14 protein-coding genes are annotated in these 15,807 nt (G+C 64.4%); 8 read left to right on the forward strand and 6 right to left on the reverse strand.

Features of this window, described 5'->3' with window-relative positions; translation table 11 throughout:
- The 7 genes from GNZ13_RS14475 to GNZ13_RS14505 all read left to right on the forward strand — a co-directional run.
- Positions 1 to 306: MMPL family transporter (locus tag GNZ13_RS14475; protein WP_328807231.1), on the forward strand; the 306-nt coding region annotated here is incomplete at its 5' end.
- Complete coding sequence (locus tag GNZ13_RS14480; RefSeq protein ID WP_172165314.1) at positions 303 to 1,499, forward strand: beta-ketoacyl-[acyl-carrier-protein] synthase family protein; 1,197 nt, start codon at positions 303 to 305, stop codon at positions 1,497 to 1,499. The genes GNZ13_RS14475 and GNZ13_RS14480, both read left to right, overlap by 4 nt.
- Before the next feature lie 20 nt (positions 1,500 to 1,519).
- Positions 1,520 to 2,005 (forward strand): hotdog family protein, encoded by a 486-nt coding sequence (locus GNZ13_RS14485; protein ID WP_172165350.1) that lies wholly within the window; start codon positions 1,520 to 1,522, stop codon positions 2,003 to 2,005.
- Positions 2,002 to 2,727, forward strand: coding sequence for a 3-ketoacyl-ACP reductase FabG2 (locus tag GNZ13_RS14490; protein WP_172165317.1), 726 nt, complete (start codon positions 2,002 to 2,004; stop codon positions 2,725 to 2,727). The genes GNZ13_RS14485 and GNZ13_RS14490 overlap by 4 nt, the downstream gene beginning before the upstream one ends.
- A complete protein-coding gene (locus tag GNZ13_RS14495; RefSeq protein WP_172165320.1) occupies positions 2,727 to 3,953 on the forward strand; it encodes a beta-ketoacyl-ACP synthase in 1,227 nt (408 codons plus the stop codon). The genes GNZ13_RS14490 and GNZ13_RS14495 overlap by 1 nt, the downstream gene beginning before the upstream one ends.
- A complete protein-coding gene (locus tag GNZ13_RS14500) occupies positions 3,950 to 5,179 on the forward strand; it encodes a beta-ketoacyl synthase N-terminal-like domain-containing protein (RefSeq protein ID WP_172165323.1) in 1,230 nt (409 codons plus the stop codon). The genes GNZ13_RS14495 and GNZ13_RS14500 overlap by 4 nt, the downstream gene beginning before the upstream one ends.
- A gap of 35 nt (positions 5,180 to 5,214) precedes the next feature.
- Positions 5,215 to 5,637 carry a signal peptidase gene (locus tag GNZ13_RS14505; protein WP_172165326.1) on the forward strand — a complete coding sequence of 141 codons (423 nt, stop codon included), beginning with the start codon at positions 5,215 to 5,217 and terminating at the stop codon, positions 5,635 to 5,637.
- On the opposite strand, the gene GNZ13_RS14510 is transcribed toward GNZ13_RS14505, so the two are convergent.
- A complete protein-coding gene (locus tag GNZ13_RS14510; protein ID WP_172165329.1) occupies positions 5,634 to 6,383 on the reverse strand; it encodes a class I SAM-dependent methyltransferase in 750 nt (249 codons plus the stop codon). The two genes, GNZ13_RS14505 and GNZ13_RS14510, sit on opposite strands and share 4 nt — an antisense overlap.
- 106 nt (positions 6,384 to 6,489) lie before the next feature.
- Between GNZ13_RS14510 and GNZ13_RS14515 the strand changes: the two genes are divergently transcribed.
- On the forward strand, positions 6,490 to 7,743 hold the full coding sequence (locus GNZ13_RS14515; protein ID WP_172165332.1) for an NAD(P)/FAD-dependent oxidoreductase: 1,254 nt from the start codon (positions 6,490 to 6,492) through the stop codon (positions 7,741 to 7,743).
- Positions 7,744 to 7,845: 102 nt separating this feature from the next.
- Here GNZ13_RS14515 and guaD read toward each other — a convergent pair whose 3' ends face one another.
- From guaD to xdhA, 5 genes are all read right to left on the reverse strand, one after another.
- Positions 7,846 to 9,237, reverse strand: a complete 1,392-nt coding sequence (guaD, locus tag GNZ13_RS14520; RefSeq protein WP_172165335.1) for a guanine deaminase — start codon at positions 9,235 to 9,237, stop codon at positions 7,846 to 7,848.
- A gap of 105 nt (positions 9,238 to 9,342) precedes the next feature.
- Positions 9,343 to 10,395, reverse strand: coding sequence for an adenosine deaminase (locus GNZ13_RS14525; RefSeq protein WP_172165338.1), 1,053 nt, complete (start codon positions 10,393 to 10,395; stop codon positions 9,343 to 9,345).
- A gap of 96 nt (positions 10,396 to 10,491) precedes the next feature.
- On the reverse strand, positions 10,492 to 11,505 hold the full coding sequence (xdhC, locus tag GNZ13_RS14530) for a xanthine dehydrogenase accessory protein XdhC (RefSeq protein ID WP_172165341.1): 1,014 nt from the start codon (positions 11,503 to 11,505) through the stop codon (positions 10,492 to 10,494).
- 117 nt (positions 11,506 to 11,622) lie between these two features.
- Positions 11,623 to 14,070, reverse strand: a complete 2,448-nt coding sequence (xdhB, locus tag GNZ13_RS14535) for a xanthine dehydrogenase molybdopterin binding subunit (RefSeq protein WP_172165344.1) — start codon at positions 14,068 to 14,070, stop codon at positions 11,623 to 11,625.
- Positions 14,070 to 15,617 carry a xanthine dehydrogenase small subunit gene (gene xdhA / locus GNZ13_RS14540; RefSeq protein ID WP_172165347.1) on the reverse strand — a complete coding sequence of 516 codons (1,548 nt, stop codon included), beginning with the start codon at positions 15,615 to 15,617 and terminating at the stop codon, positions 14,070 to 14,072. The genes xdhB and xdhA overlap by 1 nt, the downstream gene beginning before the upstream one ends.
- Positions 15,618 to 15,807: the final 190 nt, after the last annotated feature.

Genomic DNA, 15,807 nt, shown 5'->3' on the forward strand with positions numbered 1-15,807 from the left:
GTGTTCGGCTACGTTCACGTGCCGCTCAATCTTTTCAACTGGCTCGCGCTGATGCTGGTGCTCGGCGTCGGCGCAAACTATGCAGTGTTTCTGCGCGAAGGCTGCTTGCGCGCGGACGCCGATCTCGGCGCGGTGTGGACTGGCGTGCTGCTCTCAGCGGCCACCACGCTGCTGTCGTTCGGCATGCTCGGCATGAGTGCGATGCCCGCGCTGAAGAGCTTCGGCGCCACGCTCGCGCTCGGCATTGCGGTATCGGTGCTGCTCGCGCCGATCGGCATGCCATCGGAATCAAGGAGGGCCGCATGAAGGCGCCATCAGTTTATTTGCACGCGCTCGGCATGATCAATGCGCTCGGCGGCGACCTCGATGCAATCGTCCCGGCGCTTGCCGCCGCTCACGCACCCGGTATGGCGAACGCGCATACGGGCATTGGCGAAGCGTTTGTCGGCAGCGTGCTCGCGTCGCTCGATCTGGCGCCGCCGGCCGCGCTCGCGCGTTATGACTGCCGCAATAACCGCTTGTTGCTGGCCGCGTTGGCGCAAATCGCGCCCGCGGTCGAAGCGGCGCGCGAGCGTTATGGCGCGCATCGGATCGGCGTGGTGCTCGGCACCAGCACGTCGGGCATCGAAGCGGCCGAAGCCGCTTTCGTCTACCAGGCACAAGCGGGCAACCTGCCTACCAACTTCAACTACCGGCAGATGGAGATCGGCACCGCCGCGCCGTTTGCCGCCGCCGCGCTCGGCGTGCAGGGCCCGGCATTTACGATCTCGACCGCTTGCACCTCGAGCGCGAAGGCCTTTGCGTCGGCGCAGCGGCTGTTGCAACTACGACTCTGCGATGCGGTGGTGGTGGGTGGCGTCGATTCGCTGTGCGAGCTGACGGTGCAGGGTTTCGCGGCACTCGAATCGACCAGCGGCGTGCGCGCCAATCCGATGAGCCGCAATCGTTGCGGGATCAACGTCGGCGAAGGCGCCGCCGTGTTCCTGATGAGCCGCGACGAAGCGGAAGTACGGCTCGCGGGCATCGGCGAATCGAGCGACGCGCATCATATTTCCTCACCCGACCCGCTAGGTGTGGGCGGCGAACTCGCATTGCGCGCGGCGCTAGCCGATGCGGGCGTTGCATCGTCGGCGATCGGCTATGTAAATCTGCATGCCACCGCCACGCGCAAGAACGACGACATGGAAGCGAAGCTGATGGCGCGTGTCTTTCCCGACGGCGTGGCGACGAGCGGCACCAAGCCGCTGACGGGTCACCAACTCGGCGCGGCGGGCGCAACCGAACTCGCCTTCGCGTGGCTGACGCTGGCACGCGAGAATGTGCCACTGCCCGTGCCGTTGCCGCGTCACCTGTGGGACGGCCAGGCCGATCCCGCTTTGCCAGCGCTGGATCTGGTCGAAAGCGAACGCTTTCTGCCGCGAGGCGCTGGGCCGCAGTACGTGATGAGCAATTCGTTTGCGTTCGGCGGCAGCAATGTCAGCCTGATCCTTGGACGGTGACACGCGTGATGACCCACACAATGAGCCAGACGCCCTCCACTCAGGATCTCGTCCTGCAACCGATCGAAGCGATCATCCCGCATCGCGGCACGATGCTGCTGATCGATGCCGTGAACACCTTCAGCGAAGACGCACTGAGCGCGCGAGCAACCGTACACGCCGACGCCTGGTATGCCGACGCCGACGGCGCGATGCCCGCATGGATCGGCATCGAGTTGATGGCGCAGACCATCGCGGCGCACGTCGCGCTGCTGGCCATGCGTGGCGGCGGCAGAGCGCGTCCCGGCGTACTGCTCGGCTCGCGCAGCTATAAAGCTTTGCAACCGTCGTTCGCCGGCGGCGCTCAGCTGCTGATCCACGCAACAGAATTACTGCGCAGCGAAGAAGGCCACAGCGCGTACGAGTGCACGATCCATCACGGCGACGTGTGCTGCGCCGAGGCGGTCATCAAGGTCTTTCAGCCGCGCGATTTTCAGTCATTCATCGAAGGGAGTTTCAGTTCATGAGCCGGCGTGTTCTCGTTACCGGCGCAAGCCGCGGCATCGGCCGTGCGATTGCGTATCAGTTGGCCGCCGACGGCTTCGCGGTGTCCGTGCATTGCCGCACGGGCCGCACCGAAGCCGAAGCAGTCGCAACGGGCATCGCCGCACAAGGCGGCACGGCGCGCGTGCTGCAATTCGACGTGCGCGAGCGCGCCGTGTGCCGCGAAGTGCTCGAAGCGGATGTCGCGGCACATGGCCCGTACTACGGCATCGTGTGCAGCGCGGGCGTGACCCGCGACGCCGCGTTCCCCGCGCTCACCGAGGAAGACTGGGACATCGTGATCGAAACCGGTCTCGACTCCTTCTACAACGTCGTCCATCCGTTGACCATGCCGATGGTGCGGGCGAAGAAGGGCGGGCGCATTGTCACGATCTCGTCGGTCTCCGGCGTGATGGGCAATCGCGGTCAGGTCAACTACAGCGCGGCGAAGGCCGGCCTGATCGGCGCGACCAAGGCGCTCGCGGTCGAACTGGCGACGCGCAACATCACCGTCAATTGCGTGGCGCCGGGCTTGATCGAAACCGGCATGCTCGACGAGATGCCGCTCGAGCACGCGTTGAAGACGGTGCCGATGAACCGCGTCGGCCAGCCTGCCGAAGTGGCGTCCGTGGTCAGCTTCCTGATGTCGGATGCGGCCTCGTACGTCACACGTCAGGTGATCGGCGTCAATGGTGGGATGGTGTGATGAAGCGCGTCGTCATTACCGGCATGGGGGGCGTCACGGCGTTCGGCGATAGCTGGGACGAAATCGAAGCACGCCTGAAGCGTGGTGTGAACGCGGTGCGCCGGATGCCCGAGTGGGACTACTTCGAGTCGCTGCATACGCGGCTCGCGTGTCCGTTGCCGGGCTTCACAGCGCCTGCGCATTATCCGCGCAAGAAAACCCGTTCGATGGGCCCGGTGTCGATGTACTCGGTGCGCGCGAGCGAACTGGCGCTCGCCGACGCGGGCCTCGCCGATGACGCACTCATCAAGGACGGCCGCATGGGCGTCGCCTACGGTTCGTCGTCGGGCTCGGTGCAGCCGATTCGTGCGTTCGGCACGATGCTCCAAACCGGCTCGATGAGCGACGTCACGTCGAACAGCTACGTGCAGATGATGCCGCACACCACGGCGGTCAACGTCAGCCTGTTCTGGGATCTGAAAGGGCGGATCATCCCGACCTCGTGTGCGTGCGCGTCGGGCAGTCAGGCGATCGGTTACGCGTATGAAGCCATCCAGGCCGGCAAGCAGACGCTGATGCTGGCGGGCGGCGCGGAAGAACTCTCGGGCCCGGCGGTCGCCGTGTTCGACACGTTGTATGCGACCAGCACGCGCAACGACGAGCCGCATCTCACGCCGCGTCCATTCGACGCCGCGCGCGACGGCCTCGTGGTCGGCGAAGGCGCGGCGACGCTGGTGCTCGAAGAATACGAACACGCGGTGGCGCGCGGCGCGCGGATTCACGCGGAGATCGTCGGCTTCGGCTGCAATTCGGACGGCGCGCACATGACCCAGCCGACCGCCGAAACCATGGCGCTTGCCATGCAGCTCGCACTCAGGGATGCGCAACTGCCGCCGGAAGCGATCGCCTATGTGAACGCGCACGGCACGTCGACCGACCGTGGCGACATCGCCGAAAGCCATGCGACTGCGCAGACCTTCGGCGCACGCATGCCGATCAGTTCGCTCAAGAGCCATGTCGGCCATACGCTCGGTGCGTGCGGCGCGCTGGAAGCGTGGTGGACCATCGAGATGATGAAGCGCAACTGGTTCGCGCCGACGTTGAACCTGGAGAATGTCGATCCGGCCTGCGCGCCGCTCGATTACATCGTCGGCACGGGCCGTGAGATCGACGCCGAACATGTGATGAGCAACAACTTCGCATTCGGCGGCATCAACACGTCGCTGATTTTCAGGCGAGTTCGATGAGCATGGCGCTGCAACGCGTGGTCGTCACCGGCATGGGGATCGTGTCGTGCCTCGGCAATACGCTCGACGAAGTGTCCGCCGCGTTGCGCGCGGGCCGCTCGCGCATCGAGCGGATCGACGCGTGGCGTGAGCGCGGTTTCGCATCGCAGGTGGCGGGCGTTGCGTCGGTCGCGCAGGAGCCGCCGTTCGCGCGCAAGCTCGAGCGCTTCATGGGCGACACCGCGCGCTTTGCGTGCCACGCCGCGAAGAAAGCGATCGACGATGCCGGGCTCGACCCCGCCGCGTTGCGCTCGCCGTGCGCCGGTACGGTGATCGGTTCGGGCGTCGGCACGTTGTCGAGTTACGACGTGGCGATCTCGATTGCAAATGCCCGCGGCGTCGACAAAGTGCCGCCGTACACGGTGCCGCATGCGATGAGCAGCACCGCGTCGGCCAATGTCGCGCAGGTGTTCGGACTCGAAGGCGTGAGCTATTCGCCGTCGTCGGCATGCACGACGTCGGCGCTCGCCATCGGCCAGGCGATGCAGCTGATCCAGACGGGCCGCCAGCAGATCGTGCTGGCCGGCGGCAGCGAGTCGCTGCACGACAACACGACGCTGTTGTTCGACTCGATGGGGGCGTTGTCGCGCAGCTTTAACGACGCGCCGCAGCGCGCTTCGCGTCCCTACGATACGGCGCGCGACGGCTTCGTGATCGCTTCGGGCGGCGGCGTGCTGGTGCTCGAAGCGCTCGATCACGCATTGGCGCGCGGGGCCCGTATTTACGCCGAGCTGATCGGTTTCGGCGACTGCACGGACGCCGCCGGCATGGTCACGCCGCGTGCGGCCGGCATCGCGCGAGCAATGCGCGGCGCGCTTGGCGAAGCGGGCAAGCGTCCGGAGTACATCAACACACACGCACCGTCGACGCCGCTTGGCGATGTCGAGGAACTGCGTGCATTAATTGAAGTATTCGGTGGCGAAGTCCCCGCGTTCTCGTCGACGAAAGGCATGACCGGGCATCCGCTCGGCGCATGCGGCGCGCACGAGGCGATCTACTCGTTGCTGATGATGCGTGACGGTTTCATCGCGGGGACGGCGGGTATCGAAACGCCGGAGCCGGGCGTCGACGGCATGCCGCTCGTGCGCACGACGCGTGACGCGCGCATCGGTACGGCGATGTCGATTTCATTCGGGTTCGGCGGCAGTTGCGCAAGCCTGATGTTTGAAGTGTGGCAGGGCGGTTGAAACGGCCGTCATTTAAAAAACCGAGGGCAATAAAAATGAAAAAACGTTTTGTACTGGGTGCGCTGGCGGTGGTGGTGCTGACGCAGGCGGGATGCGCCACGGACGTGAAGTCGCTGCCGCTCGCGGCGGCCGGCGGCCAGTCGCGCGGCGGCGTGCCGGTGTATTTCGGCCAGCAGAACCACCCCGCGGTGACGGCCAAATTGGGCGACGTGTCCTACTCGGTGCGGATCGCGCGCAAGGTGTCGAGCCCTGAGGATGCATGCCATGAAGCGCTTGCCGAAGCCGTGCAGAAGCTGCGCGCGGCAGCCCACGAACGCAACGCCAACGCCGTGATCGATGTATCGACGCGCTTTCATAGCACCGAGAGCAACTCGTCGACCGACTTCACCTGCGGCGTGAGCCCCAGCGCTGCCGCAATCGCGGTGAGCGGCCAGCTCGTCGTGCTGGAAGCGGACTAAGCCGGGTTGGAAATAGAACTCACCGCCTTGATCGCCGCGACATTGACCAGCGTTTCACGACGCTTGCCAGGCTGCGGGCGGTACAGGCCGAGGCGTTCGAGCAGGCCGAAGTCTTTCGCGCGGCTCCACCAGAGATACGGCAGCGAGACGTTGCGCTGATCGAAGCGGAAACCGCCGCGGCGGATCATGTCGAGGTACCCGTCGGCGCTTTTCTGCACGTGCATAGGATGGCGAAACAGCAGCCGGATCGCCCACGATTTGATGTACGCGTCGGTGGATTCGGCGAACAGCAGGATGCCGCCTGGTTTGAGCACGCGGCGGAACTCGGCGAGCGCGCGGTCCTGCTCGACGAGGTGGTGGAAGGTTTGATGGCAGAACACGATGTCGGCGCTGGCATCGGGCAGTGGCAGTTGCGCGCAGTCACCGTGCAGCACTTCGATATCGGCGAGCTTGTCGCGGCAGGCGTAGGCTGCATTGGCGGCAAGCGTCAGCGATGGTTCGTGAAAATCGACACCGACAATGCGGCGCGGCTTGAACGCCTCGGCGAGCAGGCGGAACGAAATGCCTTGCCCGCAGCCGACGTCGACGATAACCGGCGCGGCAGGCAACGGCGCGTCGATCAGGCGTTTGAGGTCGTTGATCGCGACCCGCAGAACATGATGTTCCCACGTATAGGTACGCAGGAACCAGAACCCGAAGGCCGTTTCCGGCACGAAAGGCACACTGGATGTTTCGGATGGCGACACGCTGGGCTCCCCGACGAAATATTGTTCTTGCTGCGTAGCGTAATTGTAACAAGACGTAAGGATGCAGCGTAACGCTGTTCCAAGCAAGCAAACGATTGAGGCAACCTTGAGTACACATTCGTCAAAGCGCACGACCGTCGACGTGGCGATCATCGGCGCAGGTCCGGCAGGTGCGGTCGCGGCGGCGCTATTGCGCCGGGCGGGCCGCTCGGTGCTGGTGCTGGAGCGCCAGCATTTCCCGCGCTTTTCGATCGGTGAAAGTCTGCTGCCGCAAAGCATGGCCTACCTCGAAGAGGCGGGCATGCTGCAGGCGGTGGTCGAAGCCGGATTCCAGTACAAGAACGGCGCGCATTTCATTCACCGCGGCCAGTCGTCGGCGTTCGACTTCCGCGACAAGCATTCGCCGGGCTGGGGGACCACGTACCAGGTCGAGCGCGCGGTGTTCGACGATATTCTGATTCGCTGCGCGGCGGAGCAGGGCGCCGACGTGCGCTTCGGCCATACGGTCCGCGCGATGCATCCAGGCTTGAACGGCAACAAGCCGGTGCTCGACGTGATCGACGAAGCGGACAACGCATATGAAGTCGAAGCTCATTTCGTGTTCGACGCGAGCGGCTTCGGCCGCGTGCTGCCGCGCTTGCTGAATCTCGAGGCGCCCACGCACATGCCGACACGGGCGGCGATCTTCTCGCATGTGCAGGACGGCATTCCGGCCGGCGCGACCGACCGCAACAAAATCTGCGTGGCGACCCACCCGGAGCGCCGCGACGTGTGGTTCTGGATGATTCCGCTGGCGGGTGGCCGCTCCTCGGTGGGTTGCGTCGCCGAGGCCAGTTTCCTCGATGTGCCGGAAGCTGAGCGCGACGCGAAACTGCGCGCGCTGATCCAGCAGGAGCCGACACTCGGTCCATTGATCGGCAACGCGCCGTTCCTGATGCCGGTGCGTCACATTGGCGGCTACGCGGCGAATGTCGAGCGTTTGCATGGACCGGGCTATGCATTGCTCGGCAATGCGGGCGAATTTCTCGATCCGGTGTTCTCATCCGGCGTGACGATTGCGCTGCGTTCCGCGCATCTCGCGGTGCAGACGTTGAACCGGCAACTGGATGGCGAGCAGGTCGACTGGTCGGCTGCTTATGACGTGCCGTTGCGCAAGGGGATCGATACGTTCCGTGCCTTCGTCGAGCGCTGGTACACGGGCGAGCTGCAGGACATCATTTTCTATCCGGACCAGACGCCGTCGATTCGTCGCATGATCAGCGCGGTGCTGGCGGGTTACGCGTGGGATGAATCGAATCCCTATGTCGCCGATCCGGTGCGCCGTCTGAATGCGTTGCACCACGTGTGCACCCACCGTTGATCGAGCAGCACGGCACGAGCAAATAAAAACGGCGCTTCCTGCAAGAAGCGCCGTTTTTTATTCAACCGTCTGAATCAGTTGGGACTCTATTCAGGAATCCGGTCAGGCCGCGATTTTCGCAGTACGCGGCGCATGCTGACGCACGTCATCGCGACGATGCACGCGCTTGCCCGCGGCATACGTTTCGTAGATCGCACGGTCGTCGCCGAGCAGCGCGAACGCGAACAGCAGTTCTTCGAGCGATTCGGTGCGTGCGGTACGGCGCGCGAGCAGCGGCGTGGCTTGCGGATCGAGCACGACGAAGTCGGCTTCCGACTTCGGCTTCAACGTGCCGACCTTGTCGGCCAGATCGAGTGCTTCCGCCGCACCCGCAGTGGCCAGATAGAACATGCGGGTGGCCGTCAGATGATGACCGGTCAGGCGCGCAACCTTGTGCGCTTCGTTCATGGTTTGCAGCATCGAGAACGAGGTGCCGCCACCGACGTCCGTCGCCAGCGCGATCGGCATGCCGGCTTCGTCGGCCTTGTCGAAGTCGAACAGGCCGCTGCCGAGGAACAGGTTCGAGGTCGGGCAGTGCGAGGCGACCGTGCCGGTTTGCGCCATGCGTTTGCGGTCTTCCTCGTCGAGGTAGATGCAATGGCCGTACACGGCGCGGCGGCGCAGCAGGCCGTAGTGATCGTAGATGTCCAAGTAGCTGCGGTGCCCCGGGAACAGATCGGCGACCCATTTCACCTCGTCGGTATTCTCGGCGACGTGGCTCTGGATGAAGATGTCCGGATGCTTGCCCGCCAGCACGCCGCACGCTTCGAGTTGCGCTTCGGTCGAGGTCGGCGCGAAACGCGGCGTGAGTGCATACATCTGGCGGCCACGGTTGTGCCAGCGGCCGATCAACTCGGCGCTGTCGTCATAGCCCGATTGCGCGGTGTCGCGCAGGAATTCTGGGCAGTTGCGGTCCATCAGCACCTTGCCGGCCACCATGCGCAGATTGCGTGCTTCGCTTTCCGTGAAGAGGGCGTCGGCCGATTCCTTGTGGACCGTGCAATACACGAGCGCGGTGGTCGTGCCGCAAGCCAGCAGTTCTTCGACGAAGAAGCTCGCCGTATCGCGCGCATACGCCGGATCGGTGAAGCGGCGCTCGGTCGGGAACGTGTACGTGTCGAGCCAGGGCAAGAGCCCCGGCGCCGGCGACGCGATCATGTCGGTTTGCGGATAGTGAATGTGCGTATCGATGAAGCCCGGCACGATCAGCTTGTCGCGCATCTCCTGCACCTGGGTGCCCGGCGCGAGTTGCGACGCAAGCGCGGCATACGCGCCCGCTGCGACGACATGGCCGTCTTCGACGATCAGCAAGCTGTCCTCGTTGAAAACCGCCGCGTTGGGCGATTGCGCGGGATCGCCGTTGAAGGTCAGCAGTTGCGCGCGGAATGCTGATTGGGCGGGTTTGGCGGGTTTGGCGGGTTTGGCGGGTTTGGCTGATTGTGCCGATTGAGTCATGAAAAACCGTCTCCGTAATTGTGAGGAGCTAAGCAGCGCGGACGACGGTTTTATTCGGGCGCTGAAACGAACCCGTGCCGCCGCCGGCTGCTATTCATTGGCCCGTCAGTGCGGGCCGCCTGGGTGCCAGTGCGCGTCGAGCTTCGCGATCAGTTCGCTGCGTTGCTCGGGCGTGACGAACGACGCTTCGAAGCTGTTGCGGATGATCGTGTAGACCTCGGCATCGTTGAGCTTCAACGCGTCGATGGTGGCGAAATAGTTGGCGTTCACGTAGCCGCCGAAATAAGCCGGATCGTCGGAATTCACCGTGACGGCGACGCCGCGATCGAGCAGGTCCTTCAGCGTGTGTTTGGTCATGTCGTCGAACACGCAGAGCTTGAGGTTCGACAGCGGGCACACGGTCAGCGCGACGCGCGTATCGGCGAGGCGCGTGACCAGCGCCGGATCTTCGATGCTGCGCACGCCGTGGTCGACGCGGTCCACTTTCAGCAGATCGAGCGCCTCATAGATATACGACGGCGGGCCTTCTTCGCCCGCATGCGCGACCAGCTTCAGACCGAGCGCACGTGCTTGGGCGAAGACGCGTTCGAACTTTGACGGCGGGTGGCCACGTTCGGACGAATCGAGACCCACGCCGATCAGGCGATGCTTGTATTGCTCGAACAACGGCCGTGCTTCTTCAAACGTGGCGAGCGCGTCTTCTTCAGACAGATGGCGCAGGAAGCACAGAATCAGTTTGCTCGACATGCCGCGCTTTTCCGCATCGGCGAGCGCGCGTTCGATACCGGCCACGACGGTCGCGATCGGCACGCCACGTTCCGTATGCGTCTGCGGATCGAAGAAGATTTCGCTGTGGATCACGTTGTCGGCGAGGCAGCGCTCGACATACGCCGTCGTCATGTCGTAGAAGTCCTGCTCGTGCAGCAGCACGCTCGCGCCGGCGTAATAGATGTCGAGGAACGATTGCAGGTCGGTGAACGCATACGCGGCGCGCAAGGCTTCGATCGAGTCGTACGCAAGCTTCACGCCGTTGCGTTCGGCGAGCGCGAAGATCAGCTCGGGTTCGAGCGAGCCTTCGATATGGATGTGCAACTCGGCCTTCGGTGCGCGAGCGGTTTTCTCGACAAGCGTCGTAGGGGTAGCGGTTGTTGTATTCATGGTCGGTCAGGAGTTCGTTGGAGTCGGTTCGCGCCGGATGCGGGATGCAGGACAGGATGCAAGCGCTTTGGGGCGGCAGCTCGATTGTGCTGCAAATCAGACCGTCTGCGCCGCATGCGCGCCCGCATTCGCCTCCACGGCCTGCAACACCTGGGCAGCCGCCGAGATCGCGATGATCTCCGGCGACTTGTCGACGATACCGTCGACGCCGAGCGGGCACTTCATCCGCGCAATCCGCGACGGATCGATGCCGCGCGCGGCCAGCCGATGTTCGAACTGCTTGCGCTTGGTGTGCGAGCCGATCATGCCGAAGAATGCGAAATCGCCGCGCCGCAGAATGCGCTCGGCCAACTCGAGATCGCGCGCATGGTTGTGCGTCATCACGATGAAGTACGTGTGCGGCGCGGCCTGGTCGATGGCTTCGTCGGGTGCGTCGTTGGGATCGATCTTCACGTTCGGCGCATGCAGTGTTTCCGCGGGCGGAAACTGCGCGTCGCGCTCGTCGACCCAGCGTACCGTGCAAGGCAGCGTGGCCAGCACGCGAACCAGCGCCGCGCCTACGTGACCGGCGCCGAACAGCACGACCTGGAAGTCGCCTGGCGCGATGGTTTCGGTGAGCAGCGCGCCGCTGTCGTCGAAACCGGCGCCGTCCCATAGCAGGCAGTCGGCGGCATCGACACCCGGCTCGGGGTCGGACAGCATCACCGCATCCGGTGCGGGGCCGAATGATACGCTACGCACCGTCGATTGGCCCGCGGCCACGCGTTTCGCGAGCGACGTGATCCAGCCGAGGTCGCCGATGTCGAGGCGCTCAAAGGCGAGAATCACCGCGCCGCCGCAGCATTGGCCGAGACTGGGCCCAAGCGCGAAGCGTTCGAGGCGGCGCATATGCGGCGAGCGCATGCCGTCGCGCAGCACCTGGCGCGCGGTCTCGATGGCCTTCCATTCGAGATGTCCGCCGCCGATCGTGTGCTTGGCCGATTCGCGCGTGACGATCATCTTGGTGCCGGCTTCGCGGGGCGCCGAACCTTCGACGCGTGCGACCGTCACCAGCACGGCGGCGTCGCCATGCGTGAGCAGTTGTTGCAGGTCAGGTAGCCAGGCTTGCATCCGGCGGTTCTCCATACGTGGCCGCGCGGGGTGTCCGTGCGGCCGGTTGAGCGTGGCGGGACGCGTTTGTGTCGCGTCGGGCCTTGGCTTGAAGTTGCTTAAAGTTGCGTCAGGTTGCTAAACCGGCGTGGTTGCGGTTGTCACCGTGACTGCCGCTTCCGTTGCTTGTTCCGCCGGTTGTTCGGTTGTGGGCTGCGTCGTCGTCCCAGGCGATTGCAACGCGTCCAGCGCGTCGAGAATCGCTTCAGGCGTCGCCGGCGCGCGCAACGGCGGCGCGTTTTCCGCACCCGGCACCGCAGCCGCGATCGCGTCACGAATCGCGAGGAACACCGAGAACGGCAGCAGCAGAGGCGGTTCGCCTACGGCCTTCGAATGAAACACGGTCGGCTCGGCGTTCAGATTCTGATAAAGCTGCACGTTGAACGCCGCGGGTGTATCGCTGACGGCGGGAATCTTGTACGTCGACGGCGCGTGCGTCATCAGGCGGCCATCCCGGTTCCACCACAGTTCTTCCGTGGTGAGCCAGCCCATGCCCTGAATGAAGCCGCCTTCCACCTGGCCGATATCGATTGCCGGATTGATCGATTGACCGGCGTCGTGCAACACGTCCGCGCGCACCAGTTTCCATTCGCCGGTCAGCGTGTCGATCACCACTTCGGACACCGCCGCGCCGTACGCAAAGTAATAAAACGGATGACCGGTCAGCGTTTGCGCATCCCAATGCACTTTCGGCGTCGTATAGAAACCGTCCGACCACAACTGCACGCGCGCCAGATACGCTGCGGCGACCAATTGCTCAAACGGCATCGCACCGCCGTTCGCCGACACTTCACCGTTGGCGAATTCCACGGCGCCGCCGGTACCGCCGAGCTGCTTCGCGGCAAGTTCGGCGAGCCTGTTCCGAATGGTTCGCGCGGCGGCTTCGGCGGCTTTGCCGTTCAGATCGCTGCCGGTGGACGCTGCGGTCGCCGAGGTGTTGGCGATCTTCGACGTATCGGTCGCCGTCACGCGCACGCGCGAAAGCGGCAAGCCGAACTGGTTCGCGACAACCTGCGCGACCTTCGTATTCAACCCCTGGCCCATTTCGGTGCCGCCGTGATTGACGAGCACCGAACCGTCTTTGTACACATGCACCAGCGCGCCGGCCTGATTCAGAAACGGCACGTTGAACGAGATGCCGAACTTCACCGGCGAGAATGCGATGCCGCGTTTGAGCACCGGACTTTTTTCATTGAACGCGGCCATCGCTTCGCGGCGCGCGCGGTAGTCGCTAGTTTTCAGCAACGCGTCGGTCAGCGGCGCGATGATGTTGTCTTCGACGCGTTGTCCGTAGGGCGTCGTGTCGCGTTCGCCGATGCCATAGTAGTTGGCGAGCCGCACATCGAGCGGGTCGCAGTGCAACTGACGCGCGATGCTGTCGAGCATCACTTCCATCACCAGCGCGCCTTGCGGACCGCCGAAGCCGCGAAACGCAGTGTTCGATTGCGTATTCGTCTTGCAGCACAGCGCGACAATGTCGACGTCGGACAGGTAGTACGCGTTGTCGAAGTGACAGACGGCACGTGTCGCGACCGCGCCCGAAAGGTCGGCGGAATAGCCTGCTCGTAAGGCAATTTCAACGCGCGCGCCGAGAATGCGGCCGCTATCGTCGAAGCCTGCTTCGTATTCGTAGACCGCGTCGTGGCGCTTGCCGGTGATCATGAAATCGTCGTCACGATCGGCACGTAGTTTGACCGGGCGGCGCAGCAGCTTCGCCGCCAGCGAGGCCACGCACGCGAACACCGCCGATTGCGATTCCTTGCCGCCGAAGCCGCCACCCATCCGCCGGCATTCGCACACGACGTTGTGCGCCGGCCAGCCGAGCATATGCGCGACGACCTGTTGCATTTCGCTCGGATGCTGCGTCGAACTGTAGACGAGCATGCCGTCCATTTCCTTCGGCACGGCGTACGCGACCTGGCCTTCGAGATAAAACTGTTCCTGGCCGCCGACTTCGAACGTGCCACGGATTTTATGCGGCGCAGCGGCGATTTTCGCTTCGGGTTCGCCGCGCTTCAGATGCAGCGGCGGCAGGACGAACTGCTTATTGGCTTTCGCTTCGGCGGGCGTGAGGACGACTTCGAGCGGTTCATATCGCACGACGTCATCGCTTTTGGCCAGCGCTGCGGCGCGGCGCGCGAGGTCATGACTCTCGGCGATCACCGCGAATACCGGTTGGCCGAGATACAGCACTTCGTCTACAGCGAGAATCGGATCGTCGTGCAACACAGGCCCGCAATTGTTCTCGGCTGGGATATCCGCGGCGGTCAGCACGGCGATGACACCAGGCGCTTTTCTGACGGCCTCCAGATCGAGCGACACGATCCGCGCGTGCGCGTGCCGCGAGAGTCCAAGCGCCGCGTGCAGCGTGCCTTGCAATTCGGGGACGTCGTCGGTGTAGGTGGCTTCGCCGCTCACATGCAGCGTGGCGGATTCGTGCGGCAACGAGACGCCGATCGCCGTCTCGCTCTCCTGAGCGGCGGCGTGCTTTTCAGCATGTTCGACGAAAGCATCAGTCCGGTTCATCACGACGACTCCTTCGCGACAGTCGCGTCCGGCACGCCGGATTCGAACGCGAACGCATTCACGTCGAAAAGGGCGAGCGGCGCATCATCGCGCGTTTCGAGGTGGAAGCGCCACAGCAGGTTGCGCGCCACCTTCAGTCGATAGGCGCTCGAGGCGCGCATGTCGGTGAGCGGCTGGTAATCGGCGACGAGTGCGTTCATCGCTTGCCGCGCGGTGCTTTCGTTCCATGTTGCGCCGTTCAGCACGGCCTCGGTTTGTGCGGCGCGTTTCGGTGTCGCGGCCATGCCGCCGAATGCGATACGGGCATCCGTGATCACGCCGTTTTCGCCGATGTGCAGCGCGAACGCGGCGCACACCGCGGAGATGTCCTGATCGTAGCGCTTCGACACTTTATACGTGCGGAACCGCAGATCGCGAGCCGGACGCGGCACGCGCAGCGCCGCGACGAATTCGCCAGCCGCGAGCGCAGTTTTCTGATAACCGAGGTAGAACGCGTCGAGCTTCAGCGTGCGGATTTTAGCGCCGTGCCGCAGCACGACTTCGGTGTCGAGCGCGAGCAGCGCCGGCATCGAATCGCCGATCGGCGAGCCGTTCGCGACGTTGCCGCCGAGCGTGCCGGCATTGCGGATCGGCAGCGACGCGAAGCGCGTCCACATCTCGGCCAGTTCCGGATAATCGACGGCGAGCGCGGCGTAGGCGTCTTCGAGCGTGACGGCGGCGCCGATTGTCAGCATTTGCGCATCGCGTTCGATCGCCTTCAATTCGGCGACGTTGCCGATATACAGAATGTCGCCGAGATCGCGGAACTGCTTGGTGACCCACAGGCCGACGTCGGTGCTGCCGGCGAGGAGGCGCGCATGGGGATGCTCCGCGCGTAGTTTGGCGAACGCATCGAGCGTGACCGGCGCGTAGAAGGTGGGTGAGCCGAACGCGGCGCCGCGCGTATCGGGCGCGCTGTACTCGAAGGTGTCGCGGCGTTGGATTTCGCGCAGCTTGTCGGCGACCGCCTTGCGGTCCAACGTCACGCGCGGGTATTGCGGGTAGTCGAACATCTTCTGCGACGCGTCGACAATCGGCCGGTAGCCGGTGCAACGGCACAGATTGCCGGACAGTGCGGCGTTGATTTCATCGCGGGTGGGGAGGCCCGCGGCGGCCGGCTGGTTTTCGTAAAGCGCCCACATCGACATCACGAAGCCGGGGGTGCAGAAGCCGCACTGCGAGCCGTGGCAATCGACCATGGCCTGTTGCACGGGGTGCAGGGCGCCGTCGGCGGCGCGCAGGTCTTCGACGGTGAAGAGGGCTTTGCCGTCCAGCGTCGGCAGGAACTGAATACAGGCATTGACCGCTTTCAGCGCGAGCCCGCCTTGTGCATCCAGTTCACCGATGACAACCGTGCAGGCGCCGCAGTCGCCTTCCGCGCAGCCTTCCTTGGTGCCCGTGCAATGCAAATCCTCGCGCAGGTGCTGAAGCACGGTGCGTGACGCCGGGACGCCCGCGACCTCACGGACGGACCCCTGGTGATAAAAGCGGATGGTTTGCGTTGTCATGGCGAATCCGAAAGACAGTGCGGACCGGGCGCGCGTTACGCATGGGGTCGCGCCAAAGCCGGCCTCGCGCACGTAGATCGCCATCCAGGTTCGAAGATAGCACTACCCCGTCCCGAAAATATTTCCCAACTCGCATGAAGCTTATTCGGAAGCGGTCATGTATTAAGTACGATTCGCGCCGTGCCAGGAA

This window comes from Paraburkholderia elongata (assembly GCF_013177735.1).
GTDB lineage: Bacteria > Pseudomonadota > Gammaproteobacteria > Burkholderiales > Burkholderiaceae > Paraburkholderia > Paraburkholderia elongata.